Annotated in this window: 28 protein-coding genes and 2 tRNA genes; 22 read left to right on the top strand and 8 right to left on the bottom strand. The window is 51.0% G+C overall.

Translation table 11 applies throughout. From position 1 onward, the window contains the following. On the top strand, nucleotides 1-964 hold a 964-nt coding region (locus GILYN3_RS06290; protein ID WP_084005149.1), incomplete at its 5' end, for a phosphoribosylaminoimidazolesuccinocarboxamide synthase. A 38-nt stretch (nucleotides 965-1,002) separates the two neighbouring features. Here GILYN3_RS06290 and GILYN3_RS06285 read toward each other — a convergent pair. After that, nucleotides 1,003-1,329 carry a hypothetical protein gene (locus tag GILYN3_RS06285; RefSeq protein WP_049722047.1) on the bottom strand — a complete coding sequence of 109 codons (327 nt, stop codon included), beginning with the start codon at nucleotides 1,327-1,329 and terminating at the stop codon, nucleotides 1,003-1,005. A gap of 77 nt (nucleotides 1,330-1,406) precedes the next feature. Between GILYN3_RS06285 and queE the strand changes: the two genes are divergently transcribed. The 9 genes from queE to GILYN3_RS06240 all read left to right on the top strand — a co-directional run bounded on the left by queE (nucleotide 1,407) and on the right by GILYN3_RS06240 (nucleotide 7,881). After that, nucleotides 1,407-2,057, top strand: a complete 651-nt coding sequence (gene queE / locus GILYN3_RS06280) for a 7-carboxy-7-deazaguanine synthase QueE (protein WP_049722046.1) — start codon at nucleotides 1,407-1,409, stop codon at nucleotides 2,055-2,057. Between the two features lie 52 nt (nucleotides 2,058-2,109). After that, entirely contained in the window at nucleotides 2,110-2,784 is a 675-nt protein-coding gene (gene queC, locus GILYN3_RS06275) for a 7-cyano-7-deazaguanine synthase QueC (RefSeq protein WP_198147293.1), read from the top strand. Between the two features lie 174 nt (nucleotides 2,785-2,958). After that, nucleotides 2,959-3,034, top strand: a tRNA-Lys gene (locus GILYN3_RS06270). 60 nt (nucleotides 3,035-3,094) lie between these two features. Beyond that, nucleotides 3,095-3,170 (top strand) — tRNA-Lys (locus tag GILYN3_RS06265). Between the two features lie 222 nt (nucleotides 3,171-3,392). Continuing rightward, nucleotides 3,393-4,451 (top strand): quinolinate synthase NadA, encoded by a 1,059-nt coding sequence (gene nadA, locus GILYN3_RS06260; protein WP_049722590.1) that lies wholly within the window; start codon nucleotides 3,393-3,395, stop codon nucleotides 4,449-4,451. Nucleotides 4,452-4,582: 131 nt separating this feature from the next. Then, the gene (gene dapA / locus GILYN3_RS06255; protein WP_049722044.1) at nucleotides 4,583-5,458 is read left to right on the top strand and encodes a 4-hydroxy-tetrahydrodipicolinate synthase; all 876 of its coding nucleotides are present in this window, start codon (nucleotides 4,583-4,585) and stop codon (nucleotides 5,456-5,458) included. Nucleotides 5,459-5,477: 19 nt separating this feature from the next. After that, nucleotides 5,478-6,644, top strand: a complete 1,167-nt coding sequence (gene bamC, locus GILYN3_RS06250) for an outer membrane protein assembly factor BamC (RefSeq protein WP_049722043.1) — start codon at nucleotides 5,478-5,480, stop codon at nucleotides 6,642-6,644. Nucleotides 6,645-6,686: 42 nt separating this feature from the next. Continuing rightward, nucleotides 6,687-7,487 (top strand): MBL fold metallo-hydrolase, encoded by an 801-nt coding sequence (locus tag GILYN3_RS06245; RefSeq protein ID WP_049722042.1) that lies wholly within the window; start codon nucleotides 6,687-6,689, stop codon nucleotides 7,485-7,487. Nucleotides 7,488-7,614: 127 nt separating this feature from the next. Continuing rightward, nucleotides 7,615-7,881: a PilZ domain-containing protein gene (locus GILYN3_RS06240; protein WP_049722041.1), complete on the top strand. Its 267-nt coding sequence runs from the start codon at nucleotides 7,615-7,617 to the stop codon at nucleotides 7,879-7,881. 36 nt (nucleotides 7,882-7,917) lie between these two features. On the opposite strand, the gene GILYN3_RS06235 is transcribed toward GILYN3_RS06240, so the two are convergent. After that, a complete protein-coding gene (locus GILYN3_RS06235) occupies nucleotides 7,918-8,475 on the bottom strand; it encodes a leucine-rich repeat domain-containing protein (protein WP_049722040.1) in 558 nt (185 codons plus the stop codon). Nucleotides 8,476-8,568: 93 nt separating this feature from the next. Here GILYN3_RS06235 and GILYN3_RS06230 point away from each other — a divergent pair, with 93 nt between their 5' ends. Continuing rightward, nucleotides 8,569-9,216 carry an OmpA family protein gene (locus GILYN3_RS06230; RefSeq protein WP_049722039.1) on the top strand — a complete coding sequence of 216 codons (648 nt, stop codon included), beginning with the start codon at nucleotides 8,569-8,571 and terminating at the stop codon, nucleotides 9,214-9,216. 108 nt (nucleotides 9,217-9,324) lie between these two features. After that, nucleotides 9,325-10,143 (top strand): class I SAM-dependent methyltransferase, encoded by an 819-nt coding sequence (locus GILYN3_RS06225; RefSeq protein WP_049722589.1) that lies wholly within the window; start codon nucleotides 9,325-9,327, stop codon nucleotides 10,141-10,143. On the opposite strand, the gene GILYN3_RS06220 is transcribed toward GILYN3_RS06225, so the two are convergent. Then, nucleotides 10,133-10,399, bottom strand: a complete 267-nt coding sequence (locus GILYN3_RS06220) for a DUF1129 domain-containing protein (protein ID WP_049722038.1) — start codon at nucleotides 10,397-10,399, stop codon at nucleotides 10,133-10,135. The two genes, GILYN3_RS06225 and GILYN3_RS06220, sit on opposite strands and share 11 nt — an antisense overlap. Nucleotides 10,400-10,508: 109 nt before the next feature. On the opposite strand from GILYN3_RS06220, the gene GILYN3_RS06215 reads away from it, so the two are divergent. The 6 genes from GILYN3_RS06215 (at nucleotide 10,509) to GILYN3_RS06195 (ending at nucleotide 14,937) form a co-directional block, all read left to right on the top strand. Beyond that, nucleotides 10,509-11,174: a 2OG-Fe(II) oxygenase gene (locus GILYN3_RS06215; RefSeq protein ID WP_049722037.1), complete on the top strand. Its 666-nt coding sequence runs from the start codon at nucleotides 10,509-10,511 to the stop codon at nucleotides 11,172-11,174. A 49-nt stretch (nucleotides 11,175-11,223) separates the two neighbouring features. Then, nucleotides 11,224-12,861, top strand: a complete 1,638-nt coding sequence (locus tag GILYN3_RS06210) for a protein adenylyltransferase SelO (RefSeq protein WP_049722036.1) — start codon at nucleotides 11,224-11,226, stop codon at nucleotides 12,859-12,861. Nucleotides 12,862-13,234: 373 nt separating this feature from the next. Further along, nucleotides 13,235-13,888 (top strand): hypothetical protein, encoded by a 654-nt coding sequence (locus tag GILYN3_RS06205; RefSeq protein ID WP_049722035.1) that lies wholly within the window; start codon nucleotides 13,235-13,237, stop codon nucleotides 13,886-13,888. A gap of 16 nt (nucleotides 13,889-13,904) precedes the next feature. Next, nucleotides 13,905-14,063, top strand: a complete 159-nt coding sequence (locus tag GILYN3_RS17050; RefSeq protein ID WP_157484861.1) for a type II toxin-antitoxin system HicA family toxin — start codon at nucleotides 13,905-13,907, stop codon at nucleotides 14,061-14,063. Beyond that, nucleotides 14,060-14,335 carry a type II toxin-antitoxin system HicB family antitoxin gene (locus GILYN3_RS06200; RefSeq protein ID WP_049722588.1) on the top strand — a complete coding sequence of 92 codons (276 nt, stop codon included), beginning with the start codon at nucleotides 14,060-14,062 and terminating at the stop codon, nucleotides 14,333-14,335. The genes GILYN3_RS17050 and GILYN3_RS06200 overlap by 4 nt, the downstream gene beginning before the upstream one ends. Nucleotides 14,336-14,421: 86 nt before the next feature. Beyond that, on the top strand, nucleotides 14,422-14,937 hold the full coding sequence (locus tag GILYN3_RS06195) for an NADAR family protein (protein WP_232305515.1): 516 nt from the start codon (nucleotides 14,422-14,424) through the stop codon (nucleotides 14,935-14,937). A 28-nt stretch (nucleotides 14,938-14,965) separates the two neighbouring features. On the opposite strand, the gene GILYN3_RS16990 is transcribed toward GILYN3_RS06195, so the two are convergent. Beyond that, nucleotides 14,966-15,583: a TetR/AcrR family transcriptional regulator gene (locus GILYN3_RS16990; protein ID WP_049722034.1), complete on the bottom strand. Its 618-nt coding sequence runs from the start codon at nucleotides 15,581-15,583 to the stop codon at nucleotides 14,966-14,968. A 282-nt stretch (nucleotides 15,584-15,865) separates the two neighbouring features. Between GILYN3_RS16990 and GILYN3_RS06185 the strand changes: the two genes are divergently transcribed. The 3 genes from GILYN3_RS06185 to GILYN3_RS06175 all read left to right on the top strand — a co-directional run bounded on the left by GILYN3_RS06185 (nucleotide 15,866) and on the right by GILYN3_RS06175 (nucleotide 20,898). Beyond that, nucleotides 15,866-16,942, top strand: coding sequence for an efflux RND transporter periplasmic adaptor subunit (locus GILYN3_RS06185; RefSeq protein WP_049722033.1), 1,077 nt, complete (start codon nucleotides 15,866-15,868; stop codon nucleotides 16,940-16,942). 8 nt (nucleotides 16,943-16,950) lie between these two features. After that, nucleotides 16,951-20,019 carry an efflux RND transporter permease subunit gene (locus tag GILYN3_RS06180; protein ID WP_049722032.1) on the top strand — a complete coding sequence of 1,023 codons (3,069 nt, stop codon included), beginning with the start codon at nucleotides 16,951-16,953 and terminating at the stop codon, nucleotides 20,017-20,019. Nucleotides 20,020-20,562: 543 nt separating this feature from the next. Further along, nucleotides 20,563-20,898, top strand: coding sequence for a DUF805 domain-containing protein (locus GILYN3_RS06175; RefSeq protein WP_049722031.1), 336 nt, complete (start codon nucleotides 20,563-20,565; stop codon nucleotides 20,896-20,898). 285 nt (nucleotides 20,899-21,183) lie between these two features. Here the strand turns inward: GILYN3_RS06175 and GILYN3_RS06170 are convergent, their stop codons facing one another. The 3 genes from GILYN3_RS06170 to GILYN3_RS06160 form a co-directional block, all read right to left on the bottom strand. Beyond that, nucleotides 21,184-21,921 (bottom strand): dienelactone hydrolase family protein, encoded by a 738-nt coding sequence (locus GILYN3_RS06170; protein WP_049722030.1) that lies wholly within the window; start codon nucleotides 21,919-21,921, stop codon nucleotides 21,184-21,186. Between the two features lie 9 nt (nucleotides 21,922-21,930). Continuing rightward, nucleotides 21,931-22,677, bottom strand: a complete 747-nt coding sequence (locus GILYN3_RS06165; protein ID WP_049722029.1) for a lipoprotein intramolecular transacylase Lit — start codon at nucleotides 22,675-22,677, stop codon at nucleotides 21,931-21,933. A gap of 64 nt (nucleotides 22,678-22,741) precedes the next feature. Continuing rightward, complete coding sequence (locus GILYN3_RS06160; RefSeq protein ID WP_049722028.1) at nucleotides 22,742-23,956, bottom strand: MFS transporter; 1,215 nt, start codon at nucleotides 23,954-23,956, stop codon at nucleotides 22,742-22,744. 204 nt (nucleotides 23,957-24,160) lie between these two features. On the opposite strand from GILYN3_RS06160, the gene GILYN3_RS06155 reads away from it, so the two are divergent. Then, nucleotides 24,161-25,033, top strand: a complete 873-nt coding sequence (locus GILYN3_RS06155; RefSeq protein ID WP_049722027.1) for a substrate-binding periplasmic protein — start codon at nucleotides 24,161-24,163, stop codon at nucleotides 25,031-25,033. Here the strand turns inward: GILYN3_RS06155 and dapE are convergent. Continuing rightward, nucleotides 25,022-26,164 carry a succinyl-diaminopimelate desuccinylase gene (dapE, locus tag GILYN3_RS06150; protein ID WP_049722026.1) on the bottom strand — a complete coding sequence of 381 codons (1,143 nt, stop codon included), beginning with the start codon at nucleotides 26,162-26,164 and terminating at the stop codon, nucleotides 25,022-25,024. The genes GILYN3_RS06155 and dapE overlap by 12 nt on opposite strands. Between the last annotated feature and the right edge of the window lie 129 nt (nucleotides 26,165-26,293).

The following is a 26,293-nucleotide window of genomic DNA, read 5'->3' as shown; positions in this document are numbered from 1 at the left end:
CAACGTAGCCGCCGATGCGCCGCTGGCGATTATGGTGATCAGCGACCGTATCTCAGCTTTTGATTGCATTTGGCACGGTGAGGGTGGCATGAACGGTGTGCCGGGCAAAGGGGCAGCGCTTAATGCTATCTCCAATCACTGGTTCCGTTTGTTTCGCGAGCAAGGTTTGGCTGACAGCCATATTTTGGATATTCCGCACCCGTTTATCTGGATTGTGCAAAAAGCTCGTCCAGTGATGATCGAGGCTATTTGCCGTCAGTATATTACCGGCTCCATGTGGCGTGATTACGCTAAAGGTGGCCGCGAGTTTTGTGGTATCGAGATCCCCGATGGCTTGCAAAAAGACCAAAAGTTGCCTGAGCTGCTGATTACGCCCTCTACTAAAGGGATTCTTAAAGGTATACCGGGGGTGCCCGAGGCCGATGATGTCAACATCACCCGCGCCGATATCGAAGCTAACTTTGAGGCGTTTAACTTCAAGAGCAAAGATGACATCGAGTACTACGAGCGCCTGCTTAAAGAAGGCTTTGATGTTATTAGTGACGCACTGGCGGCGCTTGACCAAATCTTTGTCGATACTAAGTTTGAATTTGGCTATGTCACCGATGCGGCGGGCAACGATAAGCTGATTTATATGGATGAAGTAGGCACCCCTGATTCCTCACGTATTTGGGATGGCCCAAGCTATCGCGATGGCAAGGTGGTGGAAAAATCGAAAGAAGAGTTCCGCCAGTTGCTGCTAAATTACTTCCCAGACCCTGATATTTTGCTTAATAAAGATCGCATGGATGAGCGTAATGCTCTGGCAAAAGACAATGCTTTGCCTGCCTCGGTGTTGATGCAAGTATCGGAAACCTATCGCAGTATTGCCGAGAAAATCACCGGTGAAGCGATAGTGTTAAGCGATAACCCTAAGCAGGAAATTATCGATATTCTACGTCGCGATTACGGTTTGGTGGACTAAAAGAGTTGTCTGCGTGATGTGTGGGAGTGGGTGTTTTTTTAGCTTTCCCACTCCCAGCGCAGCGCCTCGCCAAATTCATCGTAGATGATCTTTTTACGGGCGCGGTTGAGTTTTTTCGGGGATGTTGCGCGCGCGGCTGGCTTTGGTTTACGGCGCTCCTCAATCGCGGCAATCTCATCCGATACTGGGGTGCGGGTGTCGGGTTCGGCTTTTTTATCAAATACATGGGGTAGCGCTTGGCGGTTGTCGAGACGGCCGGATATGCCTCGCGCCACTTCATTAATGGCGCCGCCGTGTTCAAGATAATCGCGCATCAAAGCGTCCAGTTCTTGGCGCTGTTCTTTTTTAGATCTAGCCAGTTTCATCGAGGCTCCTGCGGCAGTTGTCGCATAGCCACTTAGAATATCAGTTCCCGGCGCTCGGCGCCAAGCAGATCACGTTTATGAATGCAGTAACCGTTAAAATCACTGAAATTTTTTACTCCTTGCAGGGGGAGTCAAATACATCGGGGCGACCGACGGTATTTGTGCGCCTAACAGGCTGCCCACTGCGTTGTCATTACTGTGACAGTGAGTACGCCTTTTACGGCGGTGAGCGCATGAGTCTTGATGCGGTGCTGGCACAGGTGGCAAGCTTTAAGCCTCGCTATGTGTGTGTAACTGGCGGCGAGCCACTGGCGCAACGCGCCTGTTTAGAGCTTTTGAGCGCATTATGCGATGTTGGGTATAACGTATCTCTAGAGACCAGCGGCGCTATAGCGCTGGATGAGGTCGATGCGCGGGTGGTGAAGGTTATGGACTTAAAAACGCCAGGTTCGGGTGAGTCGCATCGCAACCTATGGGATAATCTCGCCACGTTAAAGCCGTCCGATCAGATAAAGTTTGTGATTTGCTCACGTGAGGACTACGACTGGGCAAGATTAAAAATCGATGAACGCCAACTTGCCGAGCGAGTCGATGATGTGTTGATGTCGCCAAGCTATGGGCAGGTGGATGAGCGCGCCTTGGGCGAGTGGATCGTGGCCGATAATTTACCGGTGCGCTATCAGCTGCAGCTGCATAAGTTGTTGTGGGACGATAGCCCAGGTCGTTAATGCCGCGTGATAAGCATAGTTAAATCATCGTTGAATAAGTGAGAAGGCAGTCATGAGCCAAAAAAAAGCAGTTGTGTTGGTGTCCGGTGGTTTGGACTCTACTACCGCACTGGCAATCGCCCGCGCCGAGGGTTTCGAGTGTTACAGCATTAGCTTTGACTACGGTCAGCGGATGCGTGCCGAGCTGGTAGCGGCTGAACGCGCGGCCAAGGCGTTGGGCAGTGTTGAGCATAAAGTAATCACCTTAGATCTTGGCGCGATTGGGGGCTCGGCGTTAACGGATACCTCTATCGATGTGCCTGAAGAGCACACCACTGGAGTTCCCATTACCTATGTGCCAGCGCGCAATACAGTGTTTTTGTCGATTGCGTTGGGTTGGGCTGAGGTGCTTGGCGCCGCTGATATTTTCATTGGGGTAAATGCGGTGGACTATTCGGGTTATCCGGATTGCCGGCCCGATTATATTGCCGCCTACGAGGCTATGGCGAATTTGGCGACCCGCGCGGGTACCGAAGGGCATAGGCTGAGGGTGCGAACGCCTCTGATGGATTTAAGTAAAGCCGATATTGTTAAGCGAGGCGTGGCGTTAGGGGTAGATTACGGTTTGACCGTATCGTGCTATCAAGCTGATGATGATGGTCGTGCTTGCGGGGTGTGCGATAGCTGCCGGTTGCGTCGCACTGGCTTTGAAATGGCTGGGGTCGACGACCCAACTCGTTACCGCTAGCTCTGCCGAAATTTCCAGCGGAGTTGTTAAGTTATTGATCAATTGCCATTTATTACGGCCGTATTGTAAAAAACCGCTTGTTTTTTCTGATCAAATCATTATTATGTGCGCCTCTTTTAAGGCGTTAGCAACACCGTTTTGGCCGTCTGCCAAAGCATTTAAACGCATTAGAATGGGTCGTTAGCTCAGTTGGTAGAGCAGTTGGCTTTTAACCAATTGGTCACTGGTTCGAATCCAGTACGACCCACCATCTTTCCCCGCAAGGGTACGTCGTCTAAATTAAGACGCGTTACAGTTACAATCAGTTTATGGGTCGTTAGCTCAGTTGGTAGAGCAGTTGGCTTTTAACCAATTGGTCACTGGTTCGAATCCAGTACGACCCACCATATTCAGCCCGTAAGGGCACGCTAAAAGCTAGGGCTTCCCCTGGCTTTTTTTGTGTCTTAACGATAGCGCTAGGGCGTGGCCTCTCAGTTTTCGAGTCGTAACGACAATCAAGTCATGTCTAAAAATCCGTGTTATCTGCGTTCCAGATAGCGCCATAAGATATGGTAGAATACCGCCCCAGTAAGAGCCCGCACAAAGTGGGTGCGACCGTGGTAATCCATATGACTCAAAAAACAACGTCTGCAATACCGCCGTTGGCATCTGATCGCCAAGTGGTACAAGATCATTTGGCGGGCTTAAGCTCTGAGCCTGCGCTTACTCCCGAGCAGCAAGCTGAGCTTAAAATCCGCATTAAAGCCTTGTTGATTAAGCACAATGCGGTGTTGGTCGCACACTATTATACCGATCCGATCATTCAAGAGCTGGCCGAAGAAACCGGCGGCTGCGTGTCTGATTCGTTAGAGATGGCACGCTTTGGCAAAGAGCATAGTGCCACCACCCTGATTGTCGCTGGGGTTAAGTTTATGGGCGAGACGGCTAAAATCTTGACGCCCCATAAACGCGTGCTAATGCCAACGTTAGAGGCTACCTGCTCGCTTGATATTGGCTGTCCCGCCGATGAATTTGCCGCGTTTTGCGATGCTCACCCAGATCGTACTGTGGTTGTCTATGCCAACACCTCGGCGGCCGTTAAAGCCCGTGCCGATTGGGTGGTAACTTCTAGCATTGCGCTGGATGTGGTGGATCATTTAGACAAACAAGGCGAGAAGATTATATGGGCACCCGATAAGCACCTGGGCACTTATGTGCAAAAGCAAACCGGTGCCGATGTACTGTTGTGGGACGGCGCTTGTATTGTGCACGAGGAATTTAAAGCGCGCGGCATTGAGGATTTAAAAACCTTGTACCCCGATGCAGCCGTGCTGGTGCACCCAGAGTCGCCTCAGTCCGTGGTCGACTTGGCGGATGTGGTAGGTTCTACCTCGCAGCTTATTAACGCCGCCGAGGCGCTGCCTAATCGCGAGTTTATTGTCGCGACAGATCAAGGCATCTTTTATAAAATGCAGCAACGTTGCCCCGATAAAATTTTTCATGTGGCACCCACCGCCGGCAGCGGTGCAACGTGCCGTAGTTGTGCCAATTGCCCGTGGATGGCACTTAACGCGCTGGACAATTTAGCCACAGTGTTTGAGCGCGACGACAACGAGATATTTGTTGCGCAGGCGCTGGCCGAGCAAGCCATGAAGCCGTTACAGCGAATGCTCGACTTTAAAAAATGACGCTTGTGTGTGCCGCGAGCGGTGCGTAACATGTCGCCAGAGTTTGGCGCTGTATTATCTCTCGATGGCCCATCGGCCCCGAGCCGGGAGCGCTAGAGTTGCCCCCTGTGTACCCCAAAGTTGGAGAACCTATGATTCAAGGCAGTATGGTTGCTTTGGTAACCCCCATGAACGCCGATTGCAGTGTTGATTGGCCGGCACTTACAAAATTGCTAGATTGGCATTTGGCTCAGGGCACTCACGCGATAGCCGCCGTGGGCACCACTGGCGAGTCGGCCACCTTAAATGTCGATGAGCACTTGGCCGTTATCAAACACGTGGTCGGCCAGGTTGCCGGCAGGGTGCCTGTTATTGCTGGTACTGGCGCTAACTCCACCTCCGAGGCCGTAGAGCTTACCGAGGGTGCAAAAGCCGCTGGTGCCGATGTTTGCTTGCTGGTAACGCCTTACTACAACAAGCCCACTCAGCGCGGCTTGTATTTACACCACGAGTATATCGCTCGGGCGGTAGATATCCCGCAATTGCTGTACAACGTACCGGGCCGCACTGCGGTTGATATGCAGCCCGATGTGGTTTTAGAGCTGGCTAAACTGCCCAATATTATCGGTATTAAAGAGGCCACCGGAGACTTGGTGCGAGCCAAAACCATTATCGATGGTGCCCCGGACGGCTTTAAAGTGATCTCGGGTGATGATGAAACCGCGGTTGAATTAATGTTGTTGGGCGGTCATGGGGATATTTCTGTGACTGCTAATGTCATACCCAGCAAGCTGGCGCAAATGTGTGAGCTGGCCATTGCTGGCAAAGCCGATGAGGCGCGCGCGATTAACGATTCGTTAATGTCACTGCACCGCGCTATGTTCCTCGAGGCAAACCCAATCCCGGTAAAATGGGCACTGGCCGAAATGGGAATGATTAACCCCGGAATTCGCCTGCCGTTGACGCAACTGTCAGCGGCGTACCACGAGCAGGTTCGCACCGCGTTACGTGAAACTGGATTGATTTAAAAAGATTGAAGATACCAAGATGATAAAAGCAACTTCCCTGCGGGGTGTAAGTGTATTAACTCTGGTGATCATGCTATCGGGGTGCGGAATTTTTTGGGGTGACGAAGCCTACTTTCGTAATCGTGAAGGCGATTATCAAAAAGCCGAAAAAACCGAGCCGTTAAAAGTACCCGAAGGCATGAAGAGCGACAAATTGGGCGAGCGCTACCCAATCCCGCCGATTACCGCGAGTGAGTTTGACGATATAGCTCACGAGGGAAGCTCTAAAGTGCCGCGCCCACAACCGTTGGCGACCAACTTGATGCAAGAGAACGTTAAAATTCAGCGCCTTGCCAGCGAGCGTTGGATTCTGATGAACGTCTCTCCCGGCGAAGTATGGCCACGTGTACGGGCCTTTATGAACGACAATAATATCGATGTTGCCAACGCCGATATTGGTCGTGGCTTGGTTGACAGCCATTGGCTGCAATTTAAATCTGACCTAAGCACTACAGATCGCTACCGTGTACAGATCGATCAAGGTGTACAGCCAGAAACCAGCGAAATTCACGTCTTACATCAAAGTATTGACGGCAACAACACCGCCGATGCACCTGCTTGGCCTGCCGCTTCAAGTTCATCCGAGCGCGAAGCGTGGATGTTGGATGAGCTTGCCGCGACACTTGCACAAGACGAAACTTTGGGCGGCACCTCGTTATTAGCGCAAGCTATCGGCGGTGACGCCAAATCAGCGTTAGTGGTCGAGCAAAATGAACCGGTAATGAAGATTCGCTTAAGCGAAGCTCGCGCCAAAGCCACGTTGTATCATGCCATGCGTCAAGACGGCTTCTCGATCTATGAGAGCCAGTCCGAAGATGGTATTTATTATCTGCATTACGAGCCGATTGAGGCAGAAGATGAGGGTTGGTTTAGCGGCTGGTTCTCGGGCGATAAAAACCTTGTGGTAAAAAGCCCTTATAGCTTAGCGCAACTACTCACCCTAGTGCCTAAAGGTGATGAGTTTGCTGTGGCGCCACTGTCTAATCGTAAAGCCGAGCCAACGCTTGCTAATGCACCCGGTTATCTGTTGTTTATTCAAGGTGAGGCAGACAACTATACAGTGCGTTTGCGCGACCCTTACGGTAAACGTTTAGATGCTCGTACATCGCGCGACTTGTTAACAATACTGCGCAAAAATCTTATTTAATGATTGGGCGTCTAAGGCGCCCGATTGAATCAAGGATACAGTATGCGGGTGGCGTCTCTAGGCAGTGGCAGTCGTGGTAATGCTACTATTGTCGAGTGGACGGGTGAACGCTCAAACGGTACGTTACTGATCGACTGTGGCTTTAGTGTAAAAGAAACCTGCGCTCGGTTAGAGCGGTTGGGCAAAACGGCTCACGACCTTACCGCGGTTCTTGTTACCCACGAACACGCCGACCATATAAAAGGCGTCGCGGCACTGGCGCGGCGCTTTAATTTACCGGTGTATATGACACCCGGCACCTACCATAGCCGCGATCTTGGCAAATTACCCGAGCTGCATTTAATAGAGGCCTACCAAAGTTTTTGCTTGGGAGATATGACCGTCGAGCCGGTAGCCGTGCCTCATGATGCACGCGAACCGGCGCAGTTTATATTTTCTTGTGGTGGTGTGCGTTTGGGGGTTTTAACCGATCTAGGTACGGTGTCGCCTCACGTAGAAGATATGTACCAAAATTGCGATGCGTTGGTGTTGGAGGCAAATCACGACCCGATGATGCTGGCCAGTGGGCCGTACCCGCCATCGCTTAAAACTCGCGTCGGTGGCCCTTGGGGACACCTTAGCAACCAACAAACGGCGGGCTTTTTAGCTCGGGTCGATTGCACTAGGTTGCAGTATTTAGTGATTGCGCATATCAGTCAAAAAAACAATTCTATCGAGCGTGCGCGTGAGGCCTTATTACCTGTTACGGCCAATGTCGCCGAAGTTATTTACGCCGGTCAAGACGAAGGTTTTGATTGGTTGTCGTTAACCGCAGGTCCCGTGGTGACCGCTGCTAGCGCTTAACACGGCTTTAACATAAGCGGCTATACTTAGCTGTAGTAAAACGTCTGGCGTGCGAGCTGTTTTGTGGTCGGCGCTGGTTGATCGTTGTAACAATAATAATGGTTTATTTTAATTAAGGAGTCTGCTGGTGATTGAGCGTCGACAGCACGAACGTACTAGCCGCAGTATCCGAGTGGAAATGACCCACCCGGCGTTTGGCACCTTGGTTGGTTTTACCATGGATATATCCGATGGCGGGGCACAGGTACAGGTAGAAAGTCAGCCTTTGCCGCCGTTGGGCACCGAAATGGCAGTGATGTTTCGCAAAGTCGTGGGCCCCATTAATTCCGAGCCGGTCAAAATGAAGGTGGTGCGCCAGTTTCGCAACACCCTCGGGTTAATTTTTATCGCTTAAGTGGGTTTAACCTGTTCTTTACTGTGTCCGTTAGCGCTAAGGTGTGCAGCTTGGGGGCGTTAATAACAAGCCATTATTTTCTTCTACCGCACGGTTTAATTGCTTCATACTCTGACAATCTTTGGTCGGGTTTTCTTCTAGATCGAGCTCTACCAGCTTTAATAAGTGCAGTAGCGGTGCGATATCACTTATGTTGTTATTACCCAGCAATACAACCTCTAAACGGCTTAGTTTTTCTAGCACTTTAATCTCTGTAATGGTGTTATCGCGCAAATCCAATTGTATTAAGCCGTAAAAAGTCTCGATGCCGCCCAGTGTTGTTATTCCCGCATGGGTGCAGCGCAAACGCGTAAGATCTAGTGCCCGAGTAATTTTATTATCGCTAATGGTTTGCTCTATGCAGCTTGCCAGATTGCTGTCGGTAATATGATAATTTTGGAATAACGCTTTAGGCGTATAAACAACATTATCATTAATTGAAAAATCGTAATGACTACACGCCGATACTAGGCTGAGTAATCCAATTACGGTGATTGTTGCGTAGTTATTGGCAACGCGCCAAAAACCATTTGTGCGAAGATGTATCTGAGCCATAGTGGTTAATCCGTATAAATGTGTAAACATACAAGCCATTCGTATATTTAATGGTATAGCATATCCCTAACTGCAGATGACAAGGAAATTTTAATGAACAAATTTTTCACAGCAACACTGGTATGTACGTTGGCCGCTTGTACCACAACCGATCCGTACACCGGTGAGAGCAAAACCAATAATACTTCCGCAGGCGCCATTATTGGTGCGGTGGCTGGTGCCGCAGTTGGGGTTGCCTCGTCCAGTAAAAAAGATCGCGGTAAGGGCGCACTTACCGGTGCAGTTGCCGGCGGCGCTATTGGCGGCGGTGTTGGCTATTATATGGATACGCAAGAAACCGAACTGCGCCAACAGCTGCAGGGCAGTGGTGTACAGGTACAGCGCAACGGCGACAACATCAACTTAATTATGCCCGGCAATATTACCTTTGAGACGGGTAAGTACAATATCCGTCCGCAGTTTTACGACGTGCTTAATTCTGTCGCCGTAGTCTTGACCGAGTTTAACAAAACTGCGGTTAATATCGGAGGTCACACTGACTCAACCGGCTCTAACGATTTTAACCAGTTGTTGAGTGAGCGTCGGGCGCAAAGCGTACGCGATTACCTAGGCGAGCGTAAAGTTGTTTACAGCCGTATGAAGGCAACCGGCTACGGCCCGCGTTACCCTATTGCCAGCAACTCAAATTCAGCCGGTCGTGAGCAAAACCGCCGAGTAGAGATCCAACTCTCACCTCTGTAATAAGCCATTTCTTTATCGTTTTGTTACTATAGCCGCCTTTAGCTAGGCGGCGCCTTTTAGGTAAACGCTTGGCAACAGTCAGTGCGACAAGATCAAAAAGGCCTAAACATGGTGCAAACGGTAGTCATTGTTAACGATTCAAGCGATAACCCAGCCAGACGCGCAGCGGCGGCCACCGCTGCGCGTGCGCTTGGCTGTGAGTTGTTGCTGCAAATTGATCCCGCCGATCTACAAGAGCCCCCGTTTGCTTTGTTGTTTGCCGCCGATGGTGTCAGCTTGCAGCAAACAGGTCGCAAGGCGCCGGGGCCGGTGCGAGTCGATTTTTTAACCGGTGCGGTCAACCATAGGCGTTTATTTGGCGGTGGCAAAGGCCAGATGATTGCTAAAGCCGTAGGGGTTGGTGCGCGGGTTAAACCGCGCGTGCTAGACGCTACCGCAGGGCTTGGTCGCGATGCTTTTGTGCTGGCAACGCTCGGCTGCCAAGTAACCATGCTGGAGCGTTCACCATTGGTTTGGGCGCTGTTAAATGATGGTTTGCAGCGCGCTTACGCCGGCGCCGATTCAGAGCTTATTGAGATTGTAAACCGCTTAAGTTTGCAACCAGCCGATGCCCGAGACTACTTGCTTGCGCCACCCGAACAGCTTGCGCCAGATGTCATATACCTCGACCCCATGTTTCCCTCGCGGGGCAAATCGGCCGATGTTAAAAAAGAAATGCAGGCTTTCCACCAGGTGGTAGGGGCTGATCTTGACGCGGCAGAGCTGCTGGCTAAAGCTCGCGCCCTGGCCACCTATCGAGTGGTGGTAAAGCGGCCGCGCAAAGCCCCCGATTTAGCCGATACTACGCCAAGTTATCGGTTAGAGGGTAAGTCGAGCCGTTACGATATTTACACCCGACAGAAGTTACCGGCGGAGCTTAATCCTTAGGGATTTGCCAAAAAGCCGTCAGACGCCCCAGCATCATGCGCACTTGGGCGAGCATGGCAATGCCAAAACCCAGGGCGGTAATCACGAGGCCTAACAGTGTAAGAAGCTCCTGGGTAAGACTTGGTGTTAGTAGTTGCGATACGCCAAAAATAATCACCAGTCCCGCAAAAAAAGTCATACTACCCAGTCGAAACTGCTTAAAACTTTGCGCCAATGGCACATCAATATGATGCTGAATTTTTTGTTTTAGGTTCATCTATCACCCCTTAAAAGCTGCGATGACTTTAGCACAGTTGCTCTTTGGACAATAACTTGCTTGCTTGTCTATAGGTACTGGCGTATACAGGCGGTTTAGAGACTACGCTATGCTTGATATCGTCGGCGCTGCTCCCTTTGCCGCAGACTCACCGGAACAGATCTTTGACGTACTGGCCGATGCATTGGTCGAGCGCGGCTATGCGGTGGTGAATGACTTTTTTACTCCCGAGGTAACCGCCGCATTGCGAGCCGAGTTTGATCATCCAGACTGTCATTTTAAAACAGCCGGAATCGGCCGCCAAGAAGAGCACGCTATTGCTCTTGATATACGTGGCGATCGTATTTGTTGGTTAGAGGGCGGTTCGGCGGCAGCGGCAACATTTTTAGCGGCGATGGAGCAGTTGCGGTTAGCCTTAAATCGACGTTTATTTATGGGGCTGTTTGATTACGAAAGTCATCTTGCCTACTACCCCGTGGGCACCTTTTATAAAAAACATGTCGATGCCTTTAAGGGGGATTCCAATCGCGTGTTATCTACCGTGTTGTATCTTAACCCCAGCTGGTCGGCAGGCGATGGGGGAGAGCTGGTATTGTACGATGAAGCAACTGATGAGGTTATCGAACAACTTAGCCCCAAAGCCGGCCGGTTAGTGGTCTTTTTGAGCGAGCGCTTCCCGCATCAGGTGCTGCCGGCAAAGCGCAAACGTTATAGTGTGGCAGGCTGGTACCGCATCAATAGTAATACGATGGACAGGGTTGATCCGCCGACTTAATAGTGTGCGGGCACGAATGCTACAATGGCCATTTTTAGGGGCAAAACTTATGCTGGCCTTAACAGAACTCGCGTTTGACAACCGTTTTATCCGCGAGCTACCGGGTGAGTTAGTGGCTGATACATCTACCGCTAACTTGCCGCACCAAGTGTATGGTGCCTGCTATTCGCTCGTTACCCCTAAAGCGACCACCAAGCCGCAATTACTCTCATCCTCACCCGAGGTGGCCGAGCTTATCGGCCTAGATCCAGTTGCGGCCAGCGGCGATACCTTTACTCGCGTGTTTAGCGGCAATCAACTGTTGCCCGGTATGCAAAGCTACGCCATGTGCTACGGCGGCCACCAGTTTGGTAACTGGGCCGGGCAGCTGGGCGATGGCCGAGCGATTAACTTAGGTGAGGTTGTCCACCAAGGCCAACACTGGACGTTACAGCTTAAAGGCGCAGGCCCCACGCCTTACTCACGCCACGCCGATGGTTTGGCGGTATTGCGCTCGTCTGTGCGCGAGTACTTGTGCAGCGAGGCCATGCACCATTTGGGTGTGCCCACCACGCGGGCGCTCAGCTTAAGCCTCACTGGCGATAAAGTACTGCGTGATATGTTTTACGATGGTCACCCAGAGTACGAGCCGGGTGCCGTGGTGTGCCGGGTGGCGCGCTCGTTTGTACGGTTTGGTTCGTTTGAGATTTTTGCCAGTCGTGACGAGCGAAAAGTATTAAAGCAGCTGGCCGATTTTACTCTGAAAGCCGACTTCCCTGAGTTGTTAGCAAATCGCGAGCCCAGCCCCGAGGTCTATGTCGAGTGGTTTGCCGAAGTCGCCGCCCGCACCGCCCGCACCATTGCCCACTGGATGCGAGTGGGGTTTGTGCACGGCGTGATGAATACCGACAACCTATCCATTACCGGCGACACCATTGATTACGGCCCTTACGGTTGGCTAGAAGGTTACGACCCCGAGTGGACCCCCAACACCACCGATGCAGAACACAAACGCTACAGTTATGGTGCCCAACCTAATATCGGCCTGTGGAACTTGGTGCGCTTGGCCAATGCCATTTACCCGTTAGTAGGCGAGGCGAAACCGCTAGAGGATGCGCTTAAAGTCTACGGTGAAACCTTCGCCCAGTGCCGCGCCGCCGATATGGCCGCCAAGCTTGGGCTGGCCAGCTATAGTGAAGGTGACAAACCGCAAGCGAGTGATGGCGAGTTGATCGAGTCGTTACTAGAGCTGCTAACTCAAACCGAAACCGACATGACGATCTTTTTTCGGCAACTCGCGCAGGTGGATATAAGCCCACAAGCCGATCAGTTAAGCGAGGCCGAGCAGCTGGCACCATTAATGGACGCCTATTACCAAGCGCCTTCACACAAAGTTATTACCGCTACTTGCGAGTGGCTGAGTGCTTACCGCAAGCGCAGCCAACAAAGCTTGCGTGACAGCGGCGAGAGCAACGTCGACCGCCAGCGGCGTATGAATGCGGTAAACCCTAAATATGTCCTGCGCAATTATTTATCGCAGCAAGTGACCGAGCGGGTAGAGCAAGGTGAGCTTGGCGCGGTGGATGAGTTGCTGGAGGTGTTGCGGCATCCTTACGATGAGCAGCCGGAGTTTGAGTGTTATGCGCAAAAGCGGCCGGAGTGGGCGAGGTCGAAGGCGGGGTGTTCGACGTTGTCGTGTAGTTCTTGAGGGTTGGGTGCCGCTAGCGCGGGCTTTTTTATAAGCCCGAGTCGCCGGGCGTGGCGAGTTACTTTTCTTTGTTTGGGCAAAGAAAACTAACGAAAAGAAAGCCCACCCCGGCATCTCAGCCCTGCGGGTTCCCTCGCTCCGGCCGATTTTAGGGGGCCGCATTGACAGGCCGTCCATGGCCTGACAATGCTTGCGTACGCATCCATGCGTACTTACCCCCTAAAATAAGCCTCCGCTCGGCTGGTTGCAGGGGATTGTAAGGAGGTACTTCGTAGTTGGCTTGGGGTGGCGGTTGTGTTTACTGCTATGGAGTAATATTCTCCGGTTAACACAAGTCTCAAGCGTACTTTCTTCGGACAAGGAGTTGTCAGAAATGCTGATTTTTCTTTTCCGATCAAAAGCATTCTGCCGCACCTTAAACCAATGGCTATCAAAAATAAGTTGCTGGTCGCATTTTTCAACTCGCATATTGATGGAATACAACCTGATGGACCAAACAATAAAAGAGATTTACGAGTTCAGTGTAAAAGCTCAGGAGCGAGAGATAGATTTAATAAAGAATCGACTTGAGTTCATTAACTGGTTATTTGGCGCGGCCTCTGCGTTGCTTTTTTCATCTGTTCTTGCTGCAAGAACAATAATTCCTGATCCTTGTTCAGAAATTGCGCCAGAAAATTATATTGCGCTGTCTGTCGGTCTATTTTCCTTTTTAGCAATTATTTCAACCTTCATTGGAAAATGGCAAGGTTATAATAGTGTCGGTGCTAGAATGACAACTCTTACCTTACTCGATATCCAAAAGTCAGCATTCTTAAAGGACAAGCCGCCTTCAGGTAGTAATGATGATAAAGCGGTTAAGTTTTCAATGTTCGAGTATTTGCCTGACGCACAGAAAGAAAAATATGAGGCTCGAACAAAATATGGCGAGCGCAAGAACAGCGAGGTGTTGTGGCTAATATTAACCAGTGTTTGCGTTTTTGTTTCGTTAGCTTCACTACTTTCGCTACTAGCGGAACTAACCATTTAAAGATAAATGGAGATAAATGGGGTCAGATGAAACTTTGGGCAAAGGCTCTCGAGTTGGAGTTAGGTTGTCTGGTGAAAGAAGAGTATTCCACCGACCACATCCGTCGCCTGATGCTGATAAAGGAGCGGTCAGCAGTATTCGTCGGTGGTTAGAGGTAAATGGGGTACTACCATGATCAATTTAATGAACTTTGACGGTTATCAAGCCGTGATAAATTATGCCCCTGAAATAGAGATGTTTCGAGGTGAATTTATCAACTTAAATGGCGGAGCTGATTTTTATGCTACGGACATAGATGGATTGCATAAAGACGGTGAAATATCTTTAGCTGTGTTTCTTGATATGTGTAAAAAGGATGGAGTAGAGCCAAAAAAACACTACTCAGGTAAGTTTAATGTTCGGTTAAGTTCGGACTTGCATGAGAATCTTGTTGTCCCTGCTGCATAAGAGGGCAAGAGTATAAACCAATGGGTGGTTGAAGCTCTTACCGTTTCAGTCGAACACAGCCCCTAATTAGTCACAGGAGGCGGTGCGTGAATCGCGCCGTTTTGTTTAGCGTCAAACAACCAAACGGAGATACCGTGTTTTTTACCCAAAGTGCCGAAGATGCTCAGTGCATCAATATGCAAGACCCAGACGAGCCTTTAGGGCGCGTCTCTCCGCAGCCCTTTGAGCTGGAGGATGTAACTTGGCCTACCGCAGAGCATTATTGGTTGGCGATGCGTTTTGTGCAGGAGGCTGATCGCGAAGCGGTTCGGCTGGCGCCGTCGTTGGTGCAGGCGCGTAAGTTGGCGGGCGGTTGGTTTAAGAAGAAGCGTCCGGGTTGGAAGGCCGAGCAGCCGGTGTTGATGAGTCGGGCGCTTTATACTCAGTGTTTAACGTATCCCGATATGGCGCAGACGTTGCTGGATACTGGTGAGCAGTTGTTGCTGGAGAATAGCCAGTTTGATTATTACTGGGGTTGCGGTCGCGACCGGCGCGGTGAGAATCATTATGGCCAGGTGTTAATGAATATCCGTGCGCGCTTGCGTCAGCGCGCCGCTGAGTAAGCGTAGCAGTTAACCCCAGCGATCGCGGTTAATCACTGATAATGGCGTTAAGCCAAATATCCAGTAGGCCGTTACCGTCGTGCAGTAAGTTTACATCTTGGTTGTAGGGCTCTAAGTGCAGCACTAATAGGCCCTTTAGATACGCCCAAAAGCTGGTGGCGAGTGCTTCGGGGCTGGTTTCGGCGGGTACTTTGCCAGCCGCGTGGAGCCGCTTAAACGCTACCTTAAAGCTATCGCGCATTTGCTGGTGGCGTTCCGCTAAAAAGCTTTGTAGTTCCGAGTCATTTTCTAATCGTTCCACGCCCAAAAGAATCATACGCAGCGCCTGCATGAGTGCGGCGTTATTAAGCGTGGCGCCCATTTGGGCCTTAATCAGTTGTTTAAAATCCCGCCCGCTGCCGGTGGTGCTTTGGAGTTTGTGCACAATATTGGCGTGGGTGGCGGCGGCATCGCGTTCCCATAGCCCCATAATCACCGCATCTTTATTGGCAAAGTGCCAGTAAAGCGCGCCCCGCGTGACACCGGCTCGACTGGCGATATGGTTGAGGGTCGTTTGATTGACGCCTTGGGTGTGAAACAGCCATGCGGCGGCATCGAGCAGCTCGTCTAAGGTTTTTTGGGCATCGGCTTTGGTTTTTCTGGCCACGTTTACTACGCCTGTTAGTTGCTTTAGTCAGTTGGGTTACACGGGTAACCGTGCCTATTTAACCGCATTTAATGTCCGCTTTGCGATTGCGGGTAAATTTATGTACAAAACATTGTGCTGTGTTGGGGGTTTCGTATAATACAAACATACACGAATGTATGTAAGTGTCGGTATACTCTGTTTACCGAATAATGATCTCGTATCTGAGGTTGTTCGTATACAGCGAATAGACCATGGCACGGCCAGAAACCCGTTTGCACTCACAACTTTTTGGAACCCCACATGAAAGCGATGTCCTTATTTATACTGAGCACTCTGTGTGTGCTTAGTGGCTGTGAACAAGCAGCATCCGACAGTGCACCGGCCGAGCAGGTGCGGCCAGCCAAGATTGTTCAGGCGCACTCGGCGCAGCTTAACGCTTTGCGTAGCTTTCCCGGTGTGACCGAAGCCACGCAGCACTCGGAGTTGGCGTTTAGGGTGGGGGGCCAGTTGGAGTCTTTGCCAGCAAAACCGGGTATGAAGTTCAGCGCCGGGGATGTGTTGGCGCAATTGGATAAGTCGGTTTACGCCAATAACTTGGCAGATCGGCAAGCCAAATACGATTTAGCCAAATCCCAGTACGATAAAATCAGTGCGCTACTGGCCAAAAATTATACCAGCGATTCAGCCGTGGAAGAGGCCGAGGCCAATGTTCGAGCTACGAAAGCGGCGCTAGACGATGCCCGTGATAACCTTAAATACACCACGTTAAAAGCGCCATTTAATGGCGTAATCGCCCATGTAGGGGTTGAGAACCATCAGACTGTCGCGGCGAATCAGGTGATTCTGGAGCTGCAAAGTGTGGATACCTTGGATGTGCGTTACAGCGTGCCCGAGAGTTTGCTGGGGCAGATTAAGCCCACAGTGGACCCTAAGGATATTTGCGCTCAGGTCAGTTTTAACGCTCACCCAGACCACAGTTACCGTGCCTGCTTTAAAGAGTACGAAACTAACCCCGATCCAGTGACACGCTCTTATACCGTGGTACACACCATGGCGCACAATCAGGATTTTCCGGCATTGCCCGGTATGGCGGTGACGGTAAACCTAGATCTCACTCAGTTTCTTGTCGGCGACAATATCGCCGGTGTACTGGTGCCCATCGAGGCGGTGTTTGAGGTGACTGGCCAAGCCTACGTATGGCGCGTCGATAGCAATCAGCAGGTGCAGCGTGTGCCGGTTACGGTGGGGCAAGTACAAGGCGATTATTTGTATCTGTTGGCCGGTCTTAATGCGGGAGATTCTGTGGTTGCCGCGGGTGTCAGTTATTTGCACGAAGGCGACAAGGTCCGCGCGCTTGTTAAAGAACGTGGTTTATAGGGGGCGCTATGCAACTGACAGAATATACACTGGCAAACCGCACTGTCGCCTGGATGGTGGTGGTATTACTCGCACTTGGCGGCGTCTTTGCGTTTAAAAGCTTGGGCCGGCTGGAAGACCCGCACTTTACCATCAAGCAGGCGATTATTGTTACGCAATATCCGGGGGCGTCGTCGCAAGAGGTTGAAGAGGAGGTCACGTTACCCATTGAGAATGCACTGCAGCAGTTGTCTTACGTCGACCATATTGTCTCTACCACTACAGCGGGTATGTCACAGATCGAGGTAGAGATGAAAAGCATCTACCGCAAAGATGATTTGGCGCAAATCTGGGACGAGATGCGCCGCAAGGTTAACGACATGGCGACTTCATTGCCGCCCGGCGCCAGTGCCCCGATTATCAACGATGACTTTGCCGATGTGTACGGTATGTTCTTTGCCGTTACGGGGGAGGGCTATAGCTTTGATGAGCTGGCCGATTACACCGATTACTTGCGCCGTGAGTTGGTGTTGGTGGATGGGGTGGGCAAAGTTGTTGCCGGTGGTCGGCGTATAGAGCAAGTGTATATCGAGGTGGACCGCGCCAAGCTGTCTGCTTCTGGCTTTTCGGTCGACACCATCAGTCAGGTGCTGCAAGGTCAAAACTTAGTGTCGGATGCCGGTCACATAGAGGTCGGACGCGAGTACTTGCGCATTAGTTCGGTGCTGCACGGTGGCGAGGGGCTAGAAACTCTTAGGTCGCTGTTACTGGGTAACGCCAATGGTCAGCTTGTGTATCTGACTGATGTAGCTACGATCAGTAAAGGTTATCGCGAGCCGCCGTCACACTTGTATCGTTTTAATGGCCGTCAGGCGCTAACGCTGGGGGTATCGTTTGGCTCCGGTGTTAACGTGGTCGAAGTGGGCACCGCTATTAAAGCGCGCTTGCAAGCGTTGCAATATGCCCAGCCCGTGGGCATGGAGATCACTGCCATTTACGATCAACCGGGGCAGGTGGATGCATCGGTTAACAGCTTTTTATGGGGGCTACTGCAAGCGGTTGTGATTGTGGTGCTGGTGTTGATGTTCACCATGGGCCTAAAGCCTGGCATTATTATGAGTGCAACACTGCTGCTTACTATTGCCGGCACCTTTATTGTTATGAGCATTTTCGGTATTGAGCTGCACCGCATTTCACTAGGCGCTTTGATTATTGCGCTGGGGATGTTGGTCGATAATGCCATTGTGATCACCGAAGGCATTATGATTAACGTCCGCCAAGGGATGGGTAAAGCCCAAGCGGCCATTCGAATTGTTTCTCACACCCGCTGGCCGTTACTGGGGGCGACGGTGATTGCGATTACCGCGTTTGCGCCTATTGGTTTATCGCCCGATGCCAGCGGCGAGTTTACCGGCAGTTTGTTTTGGGTACTGCTGATCTCGTTATTTTTTAGTTGGGTATTGGCGGTAACGCTGACGCCGTTCTTTTGTTTTTTATTGCTCGGTAAGCGCGGCGACGATAGCGCGGCGGTAGCGGATTCTCGCCCGGCAGATCCCTATGCCCCGTACCAAGGCAAAATGTATCGCGGGTATCGCAGGCTGCTGCATTTTTGTTTGCACTTTCGCGCTCTGACTATGGTGTTTATGCTGGCGCTGCTGATGTCGGCCGTGTTTGCTTTTACTCAGGTGAATCGAGCGTTCTTCCCCGATAGTTCGTTACCTATGTTTATGGTGGATTACTGGCTGCCCGAGGGCAGTGCAATCCGCTCCACCGAAGCCGATATTAAAAAGCTTGAAGCCGATGTGTTAAAGCTTAATGGCGTTAAGCAAGTAACCGCCACTATTGGCCGTGGCGCCGAACGTTTTATGCTCACCTACGCCCCCGAAAAAAGCTACGCCAGTTACGCTCAGTTGATGATCGAGACCGACAACTTTGCGCAAATTGATGACACAGTTGTGGCGGTTGAGCAGCTGTTAGCCGACCAATACCCTCAGGCGTTTACCCGTATTAACCGGCCTTCGGTTGGCCCGTCGACGGCGGCCAAAATTGAGGCGCGCATTAGTGGCCCAGACCCAGCAATTCTGCGTCAACTGGGCGATCAAGTGATTGCGGTATTTACCGATAACAAGCACGCCACCAATATTCGGCAAAACTGGCGCGAGCGAACTAAAGTGTTACGTCCGGTGTTTGATGCCGCAGCGGCACAACGTTTAGGGATTACTCAAGCCAATTTAGACCAAGCCATAAAAATGAACGTCGAGGGCGTAAGCATTGGCGTGTTTCGCCAAGGCGCCGATTTACTGCCTATTATTATTCGCCCGCCGGCCAACGAGCGGCACGGTGTTGATCAACTCGATCGGGTGCAAGTTTACAGTCCGGTGAGCCAAGGCTACGTGAATATCGGTCAATTTGTGCGCTCGGTAGAACTCGACTGGGAAAACCCGCTGATTATGCGTCGCGATAAAAAGCGTACTCTGGCGATACTGGCTGATCCGACCGCCGACAGCAATCCTTTTGAGTTGCACGCCGAGTTGCGCGTCCCCGTTGAGGCAATGGAGTTACCGCTTGGTTACGATCTAGAGTGGGGCGGCGAATTTGAGGCGCAAGCAAAAGCCAATAAAGCCGTCTTTGCTTTTGTACCCCTGGGGGTGCTGGTAATGATCATCGTCAATATCGTGATGTTTAATTCCATCAAGCAAACCTTGGTGATTTGGCTTACCGTACCGCTGGCGATTGTCGGTGTCGCTTGGGGGCTGTTAATCGCCGGTGCGCCTTTTAGCTTTACCGCGTTACTTGCGGTGCTCAGTTTGGTGGGTATGCAAATTAAAAACGGTATTGTGTTGGTTGAAGAGATCAAGCGGTTAAACGATGAAGAGCAAGTGCCTTGGTTCGAGGCAATCCCCCTTGCCGCAGTAAGCCGTTTGCGGCCGGTGAGCATGGCGGCGTTAACGACGATTTTAGGAATGATTCCGCTGCTGGGAGATGTGTTCTTTAAACCCATGGCGGTAACAATTATGGCAGGGTTGGGCTTTGCAACAATCCTAACCTTGATTGTGGTGCCGGTGTTGTTTGCGTTGTTTTATCGGGTTAGGGAGTAGGGTGGTTCGCTTGTATACGACTTACTTTTTTGCAGCTTTCAGCCCGTGTGCCCACAGTCGCCGGGCGGGCGAATTACTTCTTTAATGGTAAAGAAGTAATCGCTCTCCTCATTGTTTTACTACACAGTATTCGTGTTGCTATTCGGCCATCCTCGCTCCGGCCGATGTTAGGCTTTTAGTTGTGTTTGTCGCTGTGGCGTAATATTCTACAGAAAACATAATCCCTATCGTAATTCTCTCAGGCAGGAAATCGTCAGAAAATGCCATTTCCTCATTTTAGTTAAAAATATCCTGCTGCTTCTTTAACCAATCTTTATCGGAGACAGTTTGCCGTGGGAGTGGGAACTTGGTTGTTATGTAATGTTTTTCGTCTTTATATTGGGTTCTGTTGCTATAATAGGCGATAACTCGGCAGGTTAAAAAGTTACTGTGGCTGAGTTGCAGCTTTGCTGAATGTGCATCTGTATGGTGTATGTCAAAAGTGCCGTAAGGTTCTTAGTGTTAATCGTGGTATCAAACATAATATATAATTAGGAGAGCTAGATGAATTATTTTATAGATGCACTTAAAAAGTATGCTGACTTTTCGGGCCGTGCTCGGCGCAAAGAGTATTGGATGTTTATATTGTTTTATTTGATTTTTTACATTGCATTTCTGGTCGTCGATTCGCTCTTGGGAACAATGTTCTTAACGTTAATATTTTCTCTTGTGTTGCTGGTTCCGAGTATCAGTATCGCCGCAAGACGACTTCACGATACTGGCCGTACTGGTTGGTGGCAGTTGATAGGGTTGATTCCTCTGATTGGCGCAATCATTTTGTTGGTATTTTTAGTTCAAGATAGCCATGCAGAAAATGCCTACGGCCCCAGCCCGAAATAGCTAAAAATCACCTAACTATTTAGGCTTGTTTTGTTGTCTCTTCGTTTTGCGGCGCAAAATAAGCCTTTTTAGCTGTTATTCCCCCAAGAATTAAAGCGATTGAAATAACAGTGAAAAACATACTAACGTGAAATCGCCTTATTTTTATGAGCATTTCTATCATTAGATTTACCATTAAGGCGGCGCTCTAAATAGCGCAGTGACAAAGTTCCACGCAGCCAGGCCTGCAGAGTTAGCTTGGCTAGCGCTTCTAACTGTTATTGGGCTCGTTAGAGGCAATAACCCCTACCGCAACGTCCTACGAAACAACCCCACCGCCATTTGATAACAGCTAAGCGCCAACTCTGGGTCATAACGCTCACCTTCATCGCGCATAAAAGCGTGTTGACCGTTTACCTCGTGCCAAGTGAAGGTGCAGTCGGCACTGCGTAATGCTTGGTTGATTTCGACGCGGCCTTGATCGGGTACGTGGGGGTCTTGGCGGCCCCAAATGAGCATTAGCTCGCCTTTGACCTCGGCGGCGCGGGTTAGGGTTTGGTCAGCTGCAGCGGTGGGTAGGGTGTTGGAGTGTAAATCGGTGGCGTACAGGCAGCAGGCCGATTTAATGGCGGGGTTAAGAGCCGCTCTAAACGCTAAGTGCCCACCCAAACAGACGCCCATACTGCCTACTTCGCCATTGGTATAAGGAGCGTTGTTAATAAAATCGATCATTGCTTGGGTGTCGCTGTCATGATCGGGCAGAGGCTTGGTAAATTTATCGGCGTTGCCTTTGTCTTTGCCGATATCATCGTAGCCGAGCACGGTGCCAATGGGGTTTAGCTCGTGAAACACTTCAGGCACTAACACAACAAAACCGTGGCCCGCCATTATTGCCGCCGAGCGAGCGATGGGCGCGGTTTGTTGAAAAATCTCAGAGTAAAAAATAATGGTGGGGAACTGCCCCTCAGCTTGTGGGCGGTGTACGTAGGTGCGCATTACACCCGTGGGGGTGGTGATGTCGACGGTTTCTTGCTGAATAATCATGCTTGTTCCTTACTTTTTGGCGCTAAGGCGTGAACGAGGCCAGAGTCGCGCGATTATAAATAATGTGGCGCCCCAGAGCAGTAGCCATAAGATCAGTAACAACGCCGCGATAAAGCCGAACAGGTCGGGCGCTTTCATCAGTGTGGTCATGAGTGAATCTTGGTAATAAAAAAACCACGGATGCTCGGGCGGAAATACCCAAGTGTGTAAATAATAAAAGACTTTTTTTGAGCCGATAATCAATACTGCAACGACTAGGATGGCAATGGTGCCGCAGACGCTAAACACCACATGCTTGGGGCGCGGCAAGGGCGAGCGATTGCCGCGCAAAAGCACGCCGCTGATAATCATGGCAATAACAGCGCTAATACCCAACAGGTAAACCTCATCAATCAGGTGCGCGACATCGGTTAAATGCAGCACTTCATCGGCGCGCAACAATGTTTGGGTATCGCCGGTGCGTGGCGTAAAGGTAATGTTGGCAAGCTCACTCGCATCGTGATGAATAGCGAGATTGATTTGGCTAAACAGCTCGATGTGTTGTTGCTTGGACGTGTCGGAAAAGTTGTCGCGATAGCGGTTTTGGGGGCCGTATTGGGCTATGTGTTGATCTATATTTAAGGCTTGATACGCCAGCGGATAAGCAAAGTTAACTTGAGCTAACAGCATCCAAGCAACAAAGCCGCAGCTAAGCCAGTGGCCCAGTAGAAATATTGGCCAAAGTACTCGCGATAGTTTTTTTAATAGAGGCGGCACGGGTTATGTCCTTGATAAAAGCCTGTGAGAATCATAACAGCCGCCCCAAGACGATAGAAGTCGGTTAGTCGAGCTTTAGTCGCGGGTAGGAGAAAATTACCAGTGCGCTAGCGGCCAGAGCCCCTAATATACAGCTACCAAATAAACCGTCCACAGAAATGCCCGCATCAATAAGTACGCCAAATAATACTGGCGATATGGCGGTAGATAACACCATAAAAGCGGTTAATAGTGAGCGCAGTGACCCTAGCTTGCCGATGCCATAGACCTCGGCCCAGAGTGACCCGGTGATCGGGCCGACCACACCAATGGTCGAGCCCAAAAGAATCATAAATACTGGCGCTACCCACTGACCGTTATACAGCGCCAATACGGCCAAAGCGGCAATTAAAGGCAGTTGCATAAATGGCAGCAAGCGCCGCGCGCTGAATAAATCTACCAGTACCCCTGCGAACAGTGATGCCAGCCAGTGGGCTGCACCATACATAATAAAACAGCTGGCCAGCCAGAGTGGGTCCCAGTTTTTGGCGGTTAAAATAAAACTCTGTTGAATAAATATGCCGGTGACAATAAAAGGTGCGGTTAGGACTGTTGGTAGCGCCAGCCAGAAACGGTAATCGCGCAGCATATAGCGGCGGCCTTTGCTGGTGTCGTGGGTGGCGTTTGTTTGTTGTGCCGGCGGAGTGTTCGTGTCCTCCGGGGCGCGGCGTAAAAGATATAAAATAAGCGGTATATATAGCAACGGTACAGAGGCGGCAAATACCAGCCAGCTGCCGCGCCAACCGACGGCGGCGATAAGCGCGACGGCCAACAGCGGTAAAATGATTTCTCCCAAGGGGACACCGCTGGCCGAGAGGCTTAAGGCTTTGCCTCGATCGCCATCAAAGTAGCGCGCCATGGTGGTTTGCGCCGTGTGCGGTAATAGCCCTTGGCCGCACAGACGTAATAGATAAAAGCCGAGCAGTAAGGTAAGCGCGTGGTAGCTGAGCAGCATGATTAAGCATGCCAGCATGAGCCCAGCACCTGCGGCGGCGGCAAAGCGTTGTAGCGGCCAGCGGTCGATCAGGCCACCAACGGCCATAATGGTTAGTGCACTGCCTAAAGTGCCGGCGGAGTATAAGCTGCCGTACAGTGCCGCACTAAGGCCGAGTGACTCTTGAATGTGGGCTCCGTACCAGCTAACGAAGAACGATTGGCCGAAGTTGCCCCAAAAAATACTGACAAAACCAAAGCACAGCAGCGGCCAATTACGCCGGATAAATTGCAAGTAAAGCGTCAAGTGAATACCTTGTTAAAAGTAAGTGCCTGTTAAAAACGGTAGTGTGGCAGGTATTGTAACGCTTTTGGCTTGTGGCTATGAGTCTTGCTGGTAAGAATCCGACTATCGACTAAGATTGGGCTTATACTAAGGAGGTTTTAATTACACCGTATTTTAGATGGTGTAAGTGCAATTTTATGCATAAACAGGTTGAGGCGATGCTTTATGAAAAAGCTTATGGCGTGTTTAGTTTTATTTGGCTTACAGCTGTCAGCGGTTGCAGGCTGTGGCGCGCCTTGCAAGGCGATGTCTGAGTCTAGCTGCAGCACGATTGTCGCGCCAACTTATAATGCCCAAGAACCAGCCGACGATGCATACTATTTCACCCATTTACTCACCTTAGCGCTCGATTTAACCGTCACAGATTTTGGCCCTTATTGCCTGGAGCAGCCTGCGGTTTATTTTTCCGATGATCGGTTAAAAGCCGCGCTGCAGCAGGGCAAGGTCGATGTACTTTGGCTCGCCACCAATCAGGTATATGAACAGCAAATGCAGGCGATTCCCATGCCGTTGCTGGGAGAGTTAAATCACTATCGAATGCTTTTAATTCGTCGGGGCGATGAGGCTAAATTTGCCAAGGTACAAGCCTTAGAAGACTTGCAAGCGCTTACCGGAGGTATGAACTCGCAGTGGGCTGATGCCCAAGTGATGGCGGACAACAATCTACCGTATGTGGCAGTCGCAGGTTACAGTCAGTTGTTTCGGATGTTGGCGGCGGGCAGGTTTGATTATTTTTCTCGCGGCATCTATCAGATTACTTCAGAGTTGGACTTTTATTCCGATCTTGATCTCGTGGTTGAGCCTCATATACTGCTTAAATACCCAAGCTTCACTTACTTTTTTGTCCGCTTGGGTGATCAACATCTGGCGCGGCGTATTACACTTGGGCTAAAAAGAGCACAGCAAAACGGTCAGTTTACGGCTCTTTTTCAGTCGATTCCTCGTTTCCGCTGGGCCGAGCAGCAGTTGCAGGCTAATAGCCGCAAGGTGATCCGCCTTAACTCTGCAGGGCCCGCCGAGCCTGCGTTAGCTCAGTAAATTGACTAGGCTGGCACAGTAGATTGTGGTTAAGGTATCCAAATCATCGGCACTAATGCACTCATCTACTTTGTGAATTGTGGCGTTTAGCGGTCCTAGCTCGATTACCTGAGCGCCAGTGGGAGCGATAAAACGACCATCTGAGGTGCCGCCGCTGGTAGATAACTCGGGGGTGCGACCGGTGGTGTCGGCCACGGCTTTGACTACGGCCTCGACCAAGCTGCCGCGCGCGGTTAAAAATGGTTGGCCGCTTAGCTTCCAAATCAACTCATACTTTAAACCGTGTCGGTCGAGAATCGCCTCGGTGCGGGTGCGTAAGTCGGACTCGGTCAGCTCGGTCGAAAAACGAAAGTTAAACACAACACGCGCCTCACCGGGAATCACGTTGGTCGCTCCGGTGCCCGAATTGAGGTTGGATACTTGGAAGCTAGTGGCAGGGAAGAACTCGTTGCCCGCGTCCCAATGGGTGGTAGCTAATTCGGCCAGCGCCGGGGCAAGGGCGTGAATGGGGTTGTCGGCGAGGTGCGGGTAAGCGACGTGGCCCTGAACACCTTTTACCGTTAGCTCGGCGCCTAGTGAGCCGCGGCGGCCGTTTTTAATAATGTCGCCGACCAGGTGGGTGCTTGAGGGCTCGCCGACAATACACCAGTCGATAGTTTCCCCGCGCTCTTGCAGCCATTCAATCACCTTGACGGTGCCATTGGCGGCTGGGCCTTCTTCATCGCTGGTGATTAAAAAACCAATGCGGCCCGTGTGCTTGGGATGCTCGGCAACAAAGCGTTCGCAAGCCACTACCATGGCCGCCAGTGAGCCTTTCATATCGGCCGCCCCGCGCCCGAGGATCATACCGTCGCGGACGATAGGCTCAAAAGGTGGGTGTTGCCAGTGTTGCTCGGGGCCAGTGGGGACTACATCAGTGTGGCCGGCAAAAACGACAATTGGGCCGCTGTTGCCGCGTACCGCCCAAAAGTTGTCTACCTCGCCAAAACGCAGATGCTGCACGGTAAACCCAATACGCTCGAGTCGTTTAATCATAAGGGCTTGGCAGCCGGCGTCTTCTGGGGTGACAGAGTTACGGGAGATTAAATCGCAGGCTAGCTGCACCGTGGCGGAGTGTGAGGTCAGGGGCATGGTGTGTCTCGGTTGTTTTACAAAGCAGCGATTCTAGCAAAAATGTAGCGTAAAAGCGCGTCGCGGCGCGTAGCACGGCACAGGTAAATAAGCTACACTTGCCGCCTTTAATGGGCACGAGCCCGAACA

This window comes from Gilvimarinus polysaccharolyticus (assembly GCF_001187555.1).
In the GTDB taxonomy this organism is placed as follows: Bacteria; Pseudomonadota; Gammaproteobacteria; order Pseudomonadales; family Cellvibrionaceae; genus Gilvimarinus; species Gilvimarinus polysaccharolyticus.
Note: the sequence above shows the minus strand (reverse complement) of the source record. Positions and strands in the feature narration are given on the sequence as shown.

What these genes read in the sequence shown, in the direction of transcription:
- GILYN3_RS06220 (WP_049722038.1), bottom strand. Translation starts at nt 10,399, where the DNA reads ATGAACCTAAAACAAAAAATTCAGCATCATATTGATGTGCCATTGGCG.
- queC (WP_198147293.1), top strand. Translation starts at nt 2,110, where the DNA reads ATGAGCCAAAAAAAAGCAGTTGTGTTGGTGTCCGGTGGTTTGGACTCT.
- GILYN3_RS06225 (WP_049722589.1), top strand. Translation starts at nt 9,325, where the DNA reads ATGGTGCAAACGGTAGTCATTGTTAACGATTCAAGCGATAACCCAGCC.
- GILYN3_RS06185 (WP_049722033.1), top strand. Translation starts at nt 15,866, where the DNA reads ATGAAAGCGATGTCCTTATTTATACTGAGCACTCTGTGTGTGCTTAGT.
- dapE (WP_049722026.1), bottom strand. Translation starts at nt 26,164, where the DNA reads ATGCCCCTGACCTCACACTCCGCCACGGTGCAGCTAGCCTGCGATTTA.
- GILYN3_RS17050 (WP_157484861.1), top strand. Translation starts at nt 13,905, where the DNA reads ATGGGGTCAGATGAAACTTTGGGCAAAGGCTCTCGAGTTGGAGTTAGG.
- GILYN3_RS06215 (WP_049722037.1), top strand. Translation starts at nt 10,509, where the DNA reads ATGCTTGATATCGTCGGCGCTGCTCCCTTTGCCGCAGACTCACCGGAA.
- GILYN3_RS06170 (WP_049722030.1), bottom strand. Translation starts at nt 21,921, where the DNA reads ATGATTATTCAGCAAGAAACCGTCGACATCACCACCCCCACGGGTGTA.
- GILYN3_RS06180 (WP_049722032.1), top strand. Translation starts at nt 16,951, where the DNA reads ATGCAACTGACAGAATATACACTGGCAAACCGCACTGTCGCCTGGATG.
- GILYN3_RS06235 (WP_049722040.1), bottom strand. Translation starts at nt 8,475, where the DNA reads ATGGCTCAGATACATCTTCGCACAAATGGTTTTTGGCGCGTTGCCAAT.
- GILYN3_RS06230 (WP_049722039.1), top strand. Translation starts at nt 8,569, where the DNA reads ATGAACAAATTTTTCACAGCAACACTGGTATGTACGTTGGCCGCTTGT.
- GILYN3_RS06175 (WP_049722031.1), top strand. Translation starts at nt 20,563, where the DNA reads ATGAATTATTTTATAGATGCACTTAAAAAGTATGCTGACTTTTCGGGC.
- bamC (WP_049722043.1), top strand. Translation starts at nt 5,478, where the DNA reads ATGATAAAAGCAACTTCCCTGCGGGGTGTAAGTGTATTAACTCTGGTG.
- GILYN3_RS06285 (WP_049722047.1), bottom strand. Translation starts at nt 1,329, where the DNA reads ATGAAACTGGCTAGATCTAAAAAAGAACAGCGCCAAGAACTGGACGCT.
- dapA (WP_049722044.1), top strand. Translation starts at nt 4,583, where the DNA reads ATGATTCAAGGCAGTATGGTTGCTTTGGTAACCCCCATGAACGCCGAT.
- GILYN3_RS06200 (WP_049722588.1), top strand. Translation starts at nt 14,060, where the DNA reads ATGATCAATTTAATGAACTTTGACGGTTATCAAGCCGTGATAAATTAT.
- GILYN3_RS06210 (WP_049722036.1), top strand. Translation starts at nt 11,224, where the DNA reads ATGCTGGCCTTAACAGAACTCGCGTTTGACAACCGTTTTATCCGCGAG.
- nadA (WP_049722590.1), top strand. Translation starts at nt 3,393, where the DNA reads ATGACTCAAAAAACAACGTCTGCAATACCGCCGTTGGCATCTGATCGC.
- GILYN3_RS06155 (WP_049722027.1), top strand. Translation starts at nt 24,161, where the DNA reads ATGAAAAAGCTTATGGCGTGTTTAGTTTTATTTGGCTTACAGCTGTCA.
- GILYN3_RS06245 (WP_049722042.1), top strand. Translation starts at nt 6,687, where the DNA reads ATGCGGGTGGCGTCTCTAGGCAGTGGCAGTCGTGGTAATGCTACTATT.
- queE (WP_049722046.1), top strand. Translation starts at nt 1,407, where the DNA reads ATGAATGCAGTAACCGTTAAAATCACTGAAATTTTTTACTCCTTGCAG.
- GILYN3_RS06205 (WP_049722035.1), top strand. Translation starts at nt 13,235, where the DNA reads ATGCTGATTTTTCTTTTCCGATCAAAAGCATTCTGCCGCACCTTAAAC.